This window comes from Streptomyces sp. NPDC050610, assembly GCF_040654875.1.
GTDB lineage: Bacteria > Actinomycetota > Actinomycetes > Streptomycetales > Streptomycetaceae > Streptomyces.
Map to the genome: position 1 here is coordinate 30552 of NZ_JBFAIV010000052.1, position 12973 is coordinate 43524.

At 70.8% G+C, this 12973-nt stretch carries 7 protein-coding genes, 5 tRNA genes and 1 pseudogene; 5 read left to right on the forward strand and 8 right to left on the reverse strand.

The window, feature by feature from the left end; translation table 11 throughout:
- Positions 1 to 437 precede the first annotated feature (437 nt).
- From AB0I22_RS36725 to hrpA, 3 genes are all read right to left on the reverse strand, one after another.
- Entirely contained in the window at positions 438 to 611 is a 174-nt protein-coding gene (locus AB0I22_RS36725; protein ID WP_363135367.1) for a DUF6274 family protein, read from the reverse strand.
- Positions 612 to 903: 292 nt separating this feature from the next.
- Positions 904 to 978, reverse strand: a tRNA-Asp gene (locus AB0I22_RS36730).
- Positions 979 to 1056: 78 nt separating this feature from the next.
- On the reverse strand, positions 1057 to 5049 hold the full coding sequence (gene hrpA / locus AB0I22_RS36735) for an ATP-dependent RNA helicase HrpA (protein WP_363135368.1): 3993 nt from the start codon (positions 5047 to 5049) through the stop codon (positions 1057 to 1059).
- 100 nt (positions 5050 to 5149) lie between these two features.
- Between hrpA and AB0I22_RS36740 the strand changes: the two genes are divergently transcribed.
- Positions 5150 to 6295 (forward strand): ABC transporter permease, encoded by a 1146-nt coding sequence (locus AB0I22_RS36740; RefSeq protein WP_363135369.1) that lies wholly within the window; start codon positions 5150 to 5152, stop codon positions 6293 to 6295.
- 87 nt (positions 6296 to 6382) lie between these two features.
- Here the strand turns inward: AB0I22_RS36740 and AB0I22_RS36745 are convergent.
- The 3 genes from AB0I22_RS36745 to AB0I22_RS36755 form a co-directional block, all read right to left on the reverse strand.
- Positions 6383 to 6456: transfer RNA gene (locus tag AB0I22_RS36745), tRNA-Phe, on the reverse strand.
- A gap of 4 nt (positions 6457 to 6460) precedes the next feature.
- A tRNA-Asp gene (locus AB0I22_RS36750) sits at positions 6461 to 6535 on the reverse strand.
- 48 nt (positions 6536 to 6583) lie between these two features.
- Positions 6584 to 6656: transfer RNA gene (locus AB0I22_RS36755), tRNA-Glu, on the reverse strand.
- A 203-nt stretch (positions 6657 to 6859) separates the two neighbouring features.
- Between AB0I22_RS36755 and AB0I22_RS36760 the strand changes: the two genes are divergently transcribed.
- From AB0I22_RS36760 to AB0I22_RS36775, 4 genes are all read left to right on the forward strand, one after another.
- On the forward strand, positions 6860 to 7210 hold the full coding sequence (locus AB0I22_RS36760) for a metallopeptidase family protein (RefSeq protein ID WP_363135370.1): 351 nt from the start codon (positions 6860 to 6862) through the stop codon (positions 7208 to 7210).
- A 139-nt stretch (positions 7211 to 7349) separates the two neighbouring features.
- A complete protein-coding gene (locus tag AB0I22_RS36765) occupies positions 7350 to 7943 on the forward strand; it encodes a hypothetical protein (protein WP_363135371.1) in 594 nt (197 codons plus the stop codon).
- A gap of 321 nt (positions 7944 to 8264) precedes the next feature.
- The gene (locus tag AB0I22_RS36770; RefSeq protein ID WP_363135372.1) at positions 8265 to 10595 is read left to right on the forward strand and encodes a DEAD/DEAH box helicase; all 2331 of its coding nucleotides are present in this window, start codon (positions 8265 to 8267) and stop codon (positions 10593 to 10595) included.
- A gap of 186 nt (positions 10596 to 10781) precedes the next feature.
- A tRNA-Lys gene (locus tag AB0I22_RS36775) sits at positions 10782 to 10854 on the forward strand.
- Between the two features lie 146 nt (positions 10855 to 11000).
- Here the strand turns inward: AB0I22_RS36775 and AB0I22_RS36780 are convergent.
- Together AB0I22_RS36780 and AB0I22_RS36785 are read right to left on the reverse strand one after the other, a co-directional pair.
- Positions 11001 to 12500: pseudogene (locus AB0I22_RS36780) on the reverse strand (tyrosine-type recombinase/integrase); the annotation flags it as partial.
- The coding region (locus AB0I22_RS36785; RefSeq protein WP_363135373.1) for a transcriptional regulator at positions 12497 to 12973 on the reverse strand (477 nt) is incomplete at its 5' end. The pseudogene AB0I22_RS36780 and the gene AB0I22_RS36785, both read right to left, overlap by 4 nt.

The window sequence follows — 12973 nt, forward strand, 5'->3', positions numbered from 1 at the left end:
TAGCTGCACCACGACACGGCGCCTGCCCCAACAGGCCCCGCGCCCGGCTCCATTCGGGCAGTCGTCGATCGCGCTGGACTCCGCCGGGTCCAGCGCGATCTTTTTATGCCCTGAACGCGCCGGCCGGTGAGCGGCTACCAGGTGGCTCGTATGGGCTCGGGCGGACTCGTACGAGTGGTTGCGCGGCGTCCGTACGGGTGGCTCGGGAGGGTTCGTGGGGCTCCGTCCGGAGTCCGTTTAAGGGCAGTGCAATTGCACATATTAAATTGACCCTTTGTAGGTGAGGGGTGAGTTCCTCCCACCTTGAAACTCTTTCGGTGACTCCCGTCACAGTGCGTCGTTCTTGTGGCCTACGGCACAGCTGCGGTAATGAAGCGGATGAGAACGCTCCCACGCTCAGCCTTCCACCCGACTACCGCCGAACCGCCCGCCGTTGGTCACCGAGGCGGGGGACTTTCGTCCCTGCTCCGCTCGACCGGCCGCTCCAGGGCCGCCAGCCGCAGCAGCCGGTGACAGATCGGGCAGTGCCTGGATAGATGGCGGTATCCCGACGCCGCCGACAGATGAGCGCGCAACAGCGCTCGGGTCTCGTGCGGGGAAGTTCTCGTCATGGAGCGCGGCACCTCCTTCTGCCTGGGTACCGGTGGACCATGCCGCCGTCAAGGGCCACGGAAAAGCCAGTGGCCGGGCGCGGGCCGTCCGGGGCCGCAGAGGCGCTCCACGCGGGCCGTACGGGCCTCTGTGGGGCGGCGGAGCCTTCCTGGGGCAGGAGAGGCCGGTCACAGCCTTCAGCGGCGCGTACGGAGGCGGACCGTCAGAGGGTGTCGCCGACGCCGGCGACGCGGCGGCCCCCGGACAGCGGAAAGGCCCGCATCCGATCGGATGCGGGCCTTCCATCTACTGCGGTCCTGACGGGATTTGAACCCGCGGCCTCCACCTTGACAGGGTGGCGAGCACTCCAAACTGCTCCACAGGACCTCGCTTCGCCCCCGCACTCTCGTGCGGCTGCGAAGCAAGACTCTACAGCAGCTCAGGGGGTGCGGTCGAACCAGTGCCTCAGGGGGCCGCCTCGTCGATCGCTTTCACGATCCGCTTGTCCGAAACCGGGTACGCCGTGCCCAGCGCGTGCGCGAAATAGCTGACCCGCAGCTCCTCGATCATCCAGCGGATGTCCAGCACCTGCTGCGGCACCGGCCGCCCCTTCGGCAACTGCTCCAGCAGCCACGCGTACTCGTCCTGCATCTCCTTCACCTTCTCCAGCCGGGCGCGGTCCCGCTGGGCGTTGGTGGGGAGCTGCTGGAGCCGCCGGTCGACCGCCACCAGGTAGCGCATCAGGTCGGGCAGCCGCCGCGCGCCGTGGGCCGTGACGAAGCCCGGCTTGATGAGCTGGGCCAACTGCTCCTTGACGTCGGTCAGCGACGGTACGAGCACCAGCGACGTGGTCGCCTTCAGCCGGCGCTCGCACGCCTGCCAGGCGGCGAGGACCTCCTGCACCTTGCGGATCGCGTCCAGCGTCGCGTCGACGATGTCCGCCCGCACCGCGTCGAAGAGCTTGCGGAACGATTCCTCGTCCCAGGCGGGCCCACCGCGGGCCGCGATCAGCCGGTCCGCGGCGGCGGCCACGCAATCCTCGAAGAGGGCCGCGATCGAGCCGTGCGGATTCCGGGAGAGCGCGAGCTTCTGCTGGTTGGACAGCTTGTCCTGGGCGAACTTCGCCGGGTTCGACGGCAGGTTCAACAGGATCAGCCGGCGCGTGCCGCGCCACATCGCCTGCCGCTGCTCCGGCTCGGTGTCGAAGAGCTTCACCGCCACCGACGCGCCCTCGTCGACCAGCGCCGGGTACGCCTTCACCGGCTGCCCGGCCCGCCGGGTCTCGAAGGTGCGCGGCAGCGTGCCCACCGTCCACGAGGTGAGCCCGGAGCGCTGCTCCAGGCTGCCGCCGCCGGAGCTCTCCGGCGCCTGCTCGAACGCCTTGGTGATGGCCGCCCGCGTCTTGGGCTTGAGGGCGAGGCGCAGCGCCTCGATGTCCTTCTCCTCGGCGATCTTGCGGCGGCGCTCGTCGACTACCCGGAAGGTGATCTTCAGGTGGTCGGGGACCTTGCCGAGATCGAAGTCGTCCGGCTCCATCCGCACGCCCACCATCCGCTGGAGCTCCCGCGTCAGGGTGGTCGTCAGCGGCTCCTGGAGCGGCACCGCGCGGTCCAGGAACGCCCTGGCGAAGTTCGGCGCGGGCACGTAGTTGCGGCGGATGGGCTTGGGCAGGGACCGGATCAGCTCGGTGACCAGGTCCTCGCGCAGCCCCGGGATCTGCCAGTCGAAGCCGTCGGCGGAGACCTGGTTGAGGACCTGGAGCGGGATGTGGACGGTCACGCCGTCGGCGTCCGCGCCCGGCTCGAACTGGTAGGTGACCTTGAACTTCAGGCCACCCTGCCGCCAGGTGTCCGGATAATCGTCCTTGGTGACCTGCTCGGCGTTCTCGTTGATGAGCATGGAGTGCTCGAAATTGAGCAGCTCCGGCTCCTCGCGGCGCTTGCGCTTCCACCACGAGTCGAAATGCGCCCCCGAGACGACGTCGTCGGGAAGCCGCTCGTCGTAGAAGTCGAAGAGCGTCTCGTCGTCCACCATGATGTCGCGGCGCCGGGCGCGCTGCTCCAGCTCCTCGACCTCGCCGAGCAGCTTCCGGTTGTCGTGGAAGAACTGGTGGTGCGTGCGCCAGTCGCCCTCCACGAGCGCGTTGCGGATGAAGAGGTCGCGGCTGGTCTCCGGGTCGATACGCCCGTAATTGACCTTCCGCTGCGCGACGATCGGCACGCCGTACAGCGTCACCCGCTCGTACGCCATCACCGCCGCCTGCTTCTGCTCCCAGTGCGGCTCGCTGTACGTGCGTTTGACCAGGTGCTGGGCGAGCGGCTCGACCCACTCCGGCTCGATCTTCGCGTTGACCCGCGCCCACAGCCGGGAGGTCTCCACCAGCTCCGCCGACATGATCCAGCGCGGCGGCTTCTTGAAGAGGGCCGACCCCGGGAAGACGGCGAACTTGGCGCTGCGCGCGCCCAGGTACTCGTTCTTCTCGGCCTCTTTCAGGCCGAGGTGCGAGAGCAGCCCGGAGAGGAGCGCCGTATGGATGTGGTCCGGCGCCGCGTCCTCCTCGGAGAGGTGGATGCCCATCGTCTTGGCGACCGTACGCAGCTGGCTGTAGATGTCCTGCCACTCGCGTATCCGCAGGTAGTTCAGGAACTCGCCGCGGCACATGCGCCGGAAGGCGGACGACGACAGGGCCTTCTGCTGCTCGCGTACGTAGCGCCACAGGTTCAGGAAGGCGAGGAAGTCGCTGCTCTCGTCCTTGAACCGGGCGTGCTGCTGGTCGGCCTGCGCCTGCTTGTCGGAGGGGCGTTCGCGGGGGTCCTGGATGGAGAGCGCCGCGGCGATCACCATGACCTCCCGGACGCAGCCGTTCCGGTCGGCCTCCAGGACCATCCGGGCGAGCCGCGGGTCCACCGGGAGCTGCGAGAGCTTGCGGCCCATCGGGGTGAGCCGCTTCTTCACGTCCTTCTGCTTCGGGTCGATCGCGCCCAGCTCGACCAGCAGATCCACGCCGTCCTTGATGTTGCGGCGGTCCGGCGGGTCGATGAAGGGGAACTTCTCGATCTCCCCGAGCCCGGCGGCGGTCATCTGGAGGATGACGGAGGCCAGGTTCGTACGGAGGATCTCCGCGTCCGTGAACTCCGGGCGCGAGAGGAAGTCGTCCTCGGAGTAGAGGCGGATGCAGATGCCGTCGCTCGTACGGCCGCAGCGGCCCTTGCGCTGGTTGGCGCTGGCCTGCGAGACCGGCTCGATCGGCAGCCGCTGGACCTTGGTGCGGTGGCTGTAGCGGGAGATGCGGGCCGAGCCCGGGTCGATCACGTAGCGGATGCCCGGCACGGTCAGGGAGGTCTCGGCGACATTGGTCGCCAGAACGATTCGCCGCCCCTGATGGCGCTGGAAGACCCGGTGCTGCTCGACGTGCGAGAGGCGCGCGTACAGCGGCAGGATCTCGGTGGATCTGAGCTTCTTCTTCTCCAGGGCGTCCGCGGTGTCGCGGATCTCGCGCTCGCCGGAGAGGAAGACCAGGATGTCGCCGAAGCCGTCGCCCTCGCGCTGGAGCTCGTCCACGGCGTCGCAGATCGCGGTGATCTGGTCCCGGTCGCTGTCCTCGGACCCCTCCTCCAGGAGCGGCCGGTAACGCACCTCCACCGGGTACGTACGGCCGCTGACCTCGACGATCGGCGCGCTCTTCGCGCTCTCCGCGTCCGTCGCGCCGCCGTCGGCTACGGAGGCGAAGGAGCCGAAGTGCCGGGCGAACCGCTCCGGGTCGATGGTCGCCGAGGTGATGACGACCTTCAGGTCCGGGCGGCGCGGCAGCAGCTGGGCCAGATAGCCGAGGATGAAGTCGATGTTGAGGCTGCGCTCGTGCGCCTCGTCGATGATGATCGTGTCGTACTGGCGCAGCTCGCGGTCGGTCTGGATCTCCGCGAGCAGGATGCCGTCCGTCATCAGCTTCACCAGGGTGTCGCCGCCGACCTGGTCGGTGAAGCGGACCTTCCAGCCGACGGCCTCGCCCAGCGGGGTGTTCAGCTCCTCGGCGACGCGCTCGGCGACGGTACGGGCCGCGAGCCGGCGCGGCTGGGTGTGCCCGATCAGCCCCTTGACGCCGCGGCCCAGCTCCAGGCAGATCTTGGGGATCTGAGTGGTCTTGCCGGAGCCGGTCTCACCGGCGACGATCACGACCTGGTGGTCGCGGATGGCCGCCAGGATCTCGTCCTTCTTCTGGCTGACCGGCAGCTGCTCGGGGTAGCTGATCTTCGGCACGGCCTCGCGGCGGCCGGCCACCCGCAGCTCGGCCGCGTCGAAGTCGGCCGCGATCTCGGCCAGTACGGCCGAACGGGCCTCGGGTTTGCGGATGCGGCGCGCGCCGTCGAGCCGGCGGCCCAGCCGCTGCTGATCGCGCAGCATCAGGTCGGGGAGCCGCTCCAGGAGGGCGGGCAGGGCGGGGGCAGGCTGACTGGACATACGTCCTCCAGGATCTCACCTCCCGGAAAAGACTGGCGAACCATTTGTGGCCTGCAAACCCAACCGAGAATGTCCTCTATAGGTGCTTTAGCGTGGCCTTATGGATGATCAACAGGACGACCAGGAGACTTCTTCCCCAGGCGACTCACTCGGCGACTCCTCCGGCGGCTCCTCCGGCGAGGCCCACGCCCACGGCGCCCACGGCAGGCCCCCCAGCGCGGCCGACCGGTGGACGGCCTTCAAGAACTCGCCGTTCCTGCCCGCGACGGTGCTGCTGTTCATCCTCGCCGCGGCGGCCGGGCTCTTCGCGGGCTCGTACACCTACACGATGGCCAACCCCACCCCGCACCACATCCCCACCGCCGTCGTCGGCGGCCAGGACACCCCGCGCGGCAAGGCGTTCATCGGCGGCATGGAGAAGGCCCTCAACGCCTCGCTGAAGCTGCACGACTACCGGTCGTACGGCGAGGCCCGCCGTGCCGTCGACGAGCAGCAGGTCTTCGCCGTCCTCGACGTCGCCGACGGGCATGTCCGGCTCGACGTCTCGGGCGCCTCCGGGGCCACCGTCGCCCAGGTGCTGACCCAGGCCGCCCCGAAGGTCGGCAAGGCGGTCGGGGTGCCCGTGGCCGTCAAGGACGTCAAGCCGCTCCAGGAGGGCGACCCGCGCGGCCTCGCGCTCTTCTACATCTCGCTGGCCGCCGTCATCATCGGCTTCGTCGGGGCGATCCAGCTCAGCGTGCACGCCAGGGGCCTCAATCCGGCCGAGCGGGTCGCCTTCACCGCCGCCTACGCGCTGCTCGGCGCCTTCGCCATCGCCGCGGTCGTGGACTGGCTGCTGGGCGCGCTGGACCTGCCGTTCGTCGAGTCCTGGCTGATCCTGGCGTTCACGATGTTCACGTCGGGCATGGTCTTCACGATGTTCAACACCCTCATCGGCCGCTGGGCGATGATCCCCACCTGGGGTGTGATGGTGCTGCTCGGCAACCCGTCCTCGGGCGGCGCCGTGTCCTGGCCGCTGCTGCCGTCCGTACTCGGCGAGATCGGCCGCTGGCTGCCGCCGGGCGCCTCCGTCAACGCGCAGCACACCGCGGTCTACTTCGGCCGCTACCAGCACGCCTTCCCGTTCCTGGTGCTGGCGGCCTGGGCGGTCGTGTCCACCGCGGTCTTCTGGATCTGGCGCCACCGGCACCCCGGCGGCCGGCCCGCCGTACGGGCGCACGCGCACGCCGCGGCCCCTTCCGGCTGAGCCCGCCCGGGCCCCTCTGGGGCCCGACCGGGCCCGTACAACGCGACAGGCCCCGATCCAGGGGATCGGGGCCTGTGCCACAGGGTGTGGCTGGGGCCGGGGTCGAACCGGCGACCTATCGCTTTTCAGGCGATCGCTCGTACCAACTGAGCTACCCAGCCGCAGCGGTCCTGACGGGATTTGAACCCGCGGCCTCCACCTTGACAGGGTGGCGAGCACTCCAAACTGCTCCACAGGACCTTGCATTGTGCGAAACCGGCGTGAACCAGTCTCGCACACGGTAATGCGTGCCCCCAACGGGATTCGAACCCGTGCTACCGCCTTGAAAGGGCGGCGTCCTGGGCCACTAGACGATGAGGGCTGATGGCCCACCTGGGCGCTTCGCAGCGCGTCGGGGACGTGAGAAGCATATGGGATGCGGGGAGGTATCGCCAAAACGGTTTCCCGAAGAGCTGCCAAAGGGGTCTCCCGGGGCCGCCGGGGGAGGGGAGGCGGCTCCGGGAGCGGTTGCCGGGGTCGGCGTCCGCCCGGCGGGGCCGGGGCCCGTCGCGGACAATGGCGGGTGTGCTGGAGATGACGCGCGAGGAGTTCGAGGAACTGGTCGCCGAGGCGCTCGACCGGATTCCGCCGGAGCTGACGAGGCTGATGGACAACGTCGCGGTGTTCGTGGAGGACGAGCCGCCCGCGGAGGAGCCGGAGCTGCTCGGGCTCTACGAGGGGACGCCGCTTACCGAGCGCGGCGAGTGGTACGCGGGCGTGCTGCCGGACCGCATCACGATCTACCGGGGGCCGACGCTGCGGATGTGCGACTCCCGCGAGGACGTGGTCGCGGAGACCGAGGTGACGGTCGTTCACGAGATCGCCCACCACTTCGGGATCGACGACGAGCGGCTGCACGCGCTGGGGTACGGGTGAGGGGCGGCCGCCGCCGCGGCCGACCTGTGGGGTGGCGGGGCCGGGCGATCCGCGCCGGGCATGCGCGGGGCGCGTGTCCTGCGCGGGGCGAGGCCAGTTGGGCAGGGGGCCCGTGCTCCGCGACCCGAAGGTGGTCCCCATGCCCATGCGCGCGATGTCCCCGCCCGTGTCCCAGGTACCCGTCGCGCTCGTACGCGCCGCGGCCGTCGCCGTCGCGGCCATGGCCCTCGGCGGCTGCATGAGCGTGAGCGACCCCGCGAAGCCCGCGCCGTCCAAGTCCGCCGGCCACCGGGGCGGCGGGCCGCAGCCGGACGGCGGTGTGGCGAAGGGCGACGGCCGGGGGCGTACGGATACGGGCACGAAGACGGCCGGGGGTGGCAAGGGCCCGCGGCCGGGCGGCCGGGACGGCGAACCGGCCCCGAAGGGGTCGGCGGCCCCCGCGAACGCCTCGTCCTCCGCCTCCGCCGACGAGGCCGGCCCCACGCCCGGGAAGCGGCCGGAACGGCCGGGCCGGCCGGGCACGCGGCCCAAGCCGACGCCGGGGCGGCCGGGCCCGCCGTCCACACCGGGCGACCCGTCCGGGCCCAAGGAGCCACCGAAGCCGACGGACCCGGTCGAGCCGACCCCGCCGCCGACCGTCTCGCAGCCGCCCGCGTCGCCGACCACGTCCTCGGCGGCGTCCGCGCCGCAGCGGGAGCCGCTGGTGTCGCCGCAGGCCGGACCGGTGGCGTAGCGGACGTACGGCATACGGCGGGGACGTGCGACGGGGGCGTACGGCGGGGTGCGCGGCGGGGGTGCGGTCACGGTCCGTGGGTGCGGCCTGTGGGCGCGGCCCGGTGCTTGGGGCGGCGGCGAATCAGGGGCGACTTGCGTGGCGCGGGGTGGGGTGCGTATGGTGGTAGATCGTTTGATCCCATTTGCCCGGCGCCGAACCGAAGCGCGCCGCGTGGCGCGTTCCTTACCTTGCCGTGGCTGACCGCATTGAGGCGGTCATTTGTGAAGCCGACACGGAGCTTGGGCGCGTGCCGAGACTCCGGAAGGTTTCGCATTTCGCATGTCCATTTCCAGCACAGCCGTCTCCGCTGACAACGTCGTGAACACCGAGAGCGTTGAAAGCGTCGAGCACACCGCGGACGCGGTGAGCACCGAGAACGACGCGGTGAGCACCGAGAACACCGAGAACACCCCCCAGTCCGAGGGCGGGGAGTCCGAGCTGACGGAGGACGGCGTCGACGCGCCGACCGTCACCTTCGGCGACCTCGGGCTCAACGAGCACATCGTCCGCAAGCTGGCGCAGAACGGCGTCACCACGCCGTTCCCGATCCAGGCCGCGACCATCCCGGACGCCTTGTCCGGCAAGGACATCCTCGGCCGCGGCCGTACGGGCTCCGGCAAGACCCTCTCCTTCGGCCTGCCGCTGCTCACGCAGCTGGCCGGCGGCCACACCGAGAAGAAGCGCCCCCGCGGCCTGATCCTCACCCCGACCCGCGAGCTGGCGATGCAGGTCGCCGACGCGCTCCAGCCCTACGGCGACGTGCTCGGCCTCAAGATGAAGGTCGTCTGCGGCGGCACCTCGATGGGCAACCAGATCTACGCCCTGGAGCGCGGCGTCGACATCCTCGTCGCCACCCCGGGCCGCCTGCGGGACATCATCAACCGCGGCGCCGCCTCCCTCGACAAGATCGAGGTGGCCGTGCTCGACGAGGCCGACCAGATGGCCGACCTGGGCTTCCTGCCCGAGGTCACCGAGCTGCTCGACCTGGTGCCCTCCGGCGGGCAGCGGATGCTCTTCTCCGCCACGATGGAGAACGAGATCGGCACCCTGGTCAAGCGCTACCTGACCGACCCGGTCAGCCACGAGGTCGACGCCGCCCAGGGCGCCGTCACCACCATGAGCCACCACGTGCTCGTCGTGAAGCCGAAGGACAAGGCGCCGGTCACCGCCGCCATCGCCGCCCGCAAGGGCCGCACGATCATCTTCGTACGGACCCAGCTGGGCGCCGACCGCATCGCGGAGCAGCTGATCGACTCCGGCGTCCGCGCGGACGCGCTGCACGGCGGCATGACGCAGGGCGCGCGCACCCGCACGCTGGCGGACTTCAAGGACGGCCACGTCAACGTCCTCGTCGCCACCGACGTCGCCGCCCGCGGCATCCACGTCGACGGCATCGACCTGGTGCTCAACGTCGACCCGGCCGGCGACCACAAGGACTACCTGCACCGTTCCGGCCGTACGGCCCGCGCGGGCCAGTCCGGCACCGTCGTCTCGCTCGCCCTGCCGCACCAGCGCAAGCAGATCTTCCGGCTGATGGAGGACGCGGGCGTGGACGCCTCGCGCCACATCGTCGGCGGCGCCGGCGCGTTCGACGAGGAGGTCGCCCAGATCACCGGCGCCCGCTCGCTGACCGAGGTGCAGGCGGACTCCGCGAACAACGCCGCCAAGCAGGCCGAGCGCGAGGTCCAGGACCTCGGCCGGCAGCTGGAGCGGGTGCAGCGCCGGGCCACCGAGCTGCGCGAGGAGGCGGACCGCCTGCTGGCGCGCTCCGCCCGCGAGCGCGGCGAGGACCCGGAGGCGGCCGTGGCCGCCGCCGCCGAGGCCGCCGCCACCGAGAAGGCGCAGGAGGCGGCCGCCGCCGCGTCGGTGCCGGCCCAGGCGAACGAGCGCCGCGACGAGCGGGGCAACTTCGACCGCCGTGACGACCGTCGGGATGACCGCCGCGACGACCGTGGTGGCCGTTCGTTCGAGCGTCGTGACGACCGCTCGGGTGGTGGGTTCAACCGTGGCGGCGACCGTGACCGTCCGGCCCGTTCGTTCAACCGTGACGACCGTCGTGACGACCGTCCGTCGTCGGGTGGTTTCCGTTCCGGCGGTGACCGTCGGGACGACCGTGGTGGGCGTTCGTTCGAGCGTCGTGACGACCGTTCCGGCGGTGGGTTCAACCGTGGCGGCGACCGTGACCGTCCGGCCCGTTCGTTCAACCGCGACGACCGTCGTGACGACCGTCCGTCGTCGGGTGGTTTCCGTTCCGGCGGTGACCGTCGGGACGACCGTGGCGGCCGTTCGTTCGAGCGTCGTGACGACCGTTCCGGCGGTGGGTTCAACCGTGGCGGCGACCGTGACCGTCCGGCCCGCTCGTTCAACCGCGACGACCGCCCGTCCTCCGGCGGCTACCGCCGCGACGACCGGCCGTCCGGCGGCTTCCGCCCCGGTGGCGGCGACCGTCCGTACAACCGCGACCGCCGCGACGAGCGCCCCTCCTCGGGCGGCGGCTTCCGCTCCGGCGGCGACCGCCCCCAGGGCCGCACCTCCGGCCACCGCGGCGCCACCAGCACCGGCTCCTTCGGCCGCCGCGACGACAAGCCGCGCTGGAAGCGCAACGGCTGACTCGGCTGCCGCAGCTGACTGACCGCAGGGCCCGTACCGCACGCAAGTGCCGTACGGGCCCTGCGCGTTGCCCGGGCCCGAGCCCCTTCGGACACGCCCCCGAACGGCATGCGGCCGGACCTCGGCGGCGGATCGCGGGGACACGACTCGGGACTCCGCGCACCGCCGGGCTATGCTGCGGGGTGCGGGCCATTAGCTCAATTGGCAGAGCAGTGGACTTTTAATCCATTGGTTCAGGGTTCGAGCCCCTGATGGCCCACTTTCATCGGTCGAGGAAACCTCCTCCGACCTGCGAGGCAGCGCCTCCATCGGCTCAGGCCGGTCGGGGCGCTGTTTCGTTTTCGGCTCGTGCGTGAGCGATGCGTGAGCGGGAGCGCCGGAGTCCTGGCCATTGGGCGTTTTCCGGCGACTCCTCGGAATGAGCTGCGCCGCCTTCTCGGCTATCTCACGATCGAGTTCGGGCAGCAGGCTCGTGTACGTATCCGAGGTCAGGGCGATGGTGGAATGGCGCAGGACCTCCTTCACCGTGTGGATGTCCCCGCCGCCTCCGTGGGTCAGGGTGGCCGCGATGTGGCGTAGATCACGGAGCGTGATCGGTGGCAGGTCCGTGGCCGCCAGGATGCGGCGGAACGTCTCGGAGACGGTCGCCGGGTGCAGGGGCGAGCCGTCCTCCTGCGTGAAGACCTTGCCCGAGTCCTGCCACGCGGAGCCCCACGCCAGGCGCTCCGCGTCCTGCCGGGCTTTGTGGGCCCGCAGGACGGCCAGGTTCAGGCTGTCGAGCGCGATGGTGCCGGCGCTGCCGTCGGTCTTGGGCTCGGACTCGTACGGGGCCCAGCCGTCCACCACGATCTCCTTGGCGGGAGTGATCAGCCCCGCTTCCAGGTCGATGTCCGTCCACTCCTGCCCGACGCCCTCACCGCGCCTGAGGCCGCGTGTCCCCACGAGGTGGAAGAACGGGTAGAGGCGGTCGCCCTCGGCGGCGTCGAGGAAGACGCCGAACTGGGCCGGTGTCCACACCATGACGGGGCTCGGCAGTTTGCCCGTCTCGTGCCACCGGCGGACGCGCTCCTCCGTCCACAGGAGGGGCTTCGGCCGCTTGCCGGATTCGAGTTCGACGTGGGCCGCCGGGTTGAACGTGATGAGTTGCTGGGCGATGGCGGCGTTGAGCGCGGCGCGCAGGGTCCGGCGGATGGCCTGCCGGGTGGCAGGGCCGTTCAGCTTCCGGAACGGCTTCATCTCGGCCAGTTTCTGCTGCTCCTCGGCCAGGCGCGCTCGCTCGGCGCCTACGGGCCGCCCCGGCTTGCCCGGCTTGCAGCGCGCGATCTGCTCACTGCGGGCCTGGTTGTCGGCCTCGATCACCTCGTTCTGGAGCGCGATGGCGTCGAACATCTGCACCAGGTGGCCGACGTGGAGACGGTCGAGACGGATGTGCCCGATGTGCGGCTTGAGGTGGACACGGATGTGCGAGGCGTAGCCGTTGAGTGTGGTCTTGCGCCGCTTCTTGGAGGCGAACCACGAGTCGAGCCACTCCCCGACGGTGACGGTGCCGCGCAGCGCCAGCCCCGCCCTCAGCCGGCGGCGGGTCTCCTCCGGCTCGGGCAGCGGGGCCTTCTCGTCGGCGACCTCCTCCAGCATGGCGGTCAGGCGCTCGGCGCTGTCCGGGTCGTCCTGGTCTACGAGGCTGAGGAGCGCGCGTATGCGGTCGAGGTCGGCCTGGGCTGCCTTGAGGCTCTCGTAGCCGGCGCGGCTGAAGGAGCGGCGGGTGCCGTCCTCGCGGGGTGGCAGCTCCTGGCGTACGGAGTACGTGCCGTGCTTCCGGTTGGTGAGCTTGGGGCACTTCTTGCCGAGCGGTTTGCCGGTGTGGGGGTCGCGGCAGTAGCAGCGGCGGTGGGTGGAGCCCTTCAAAGGCGGTCCTCCGGTGTGGTGGTGGTGTCGTCCTCGGGCGGGTCGACGTCGGCCAGTGCGGGTGGGAGGTCGGGCGGGGTGGCTCCGTCGTCGCGGAGGTCCCGGCGGAGGTAGCGGAGGTGGTATTTGGCGGAGATGGCCTGGTCGGCGTACTTGGTGCGTCTGTGCTCGGCTTCTTCCCGCTGGGCGGGGCCGGTCGCCGCTTCGGCCGTGAACCGGGCCCGTTCAGCTTCTTCGAGTGCGGTCAGGGCGGTGCTTACGAGGCTGGCGTGGGTCTCGAAATCGGGTACCAGGCCCGCGTCGTACCCGGACACTTCCTGCTCGCCGGTGAAGCGCCGCAGGGCGTCCCAGGTGGGCACGAGGTCCTGGAACGGCAGTTCCTGGGTCGTCTCGACGTAGCCGACCGGGAAGATGAGGCTGGCCGGGTACGTCTCCAGGGCGGCGGCCAGGACCATGACGTCCACCAGCGGGAG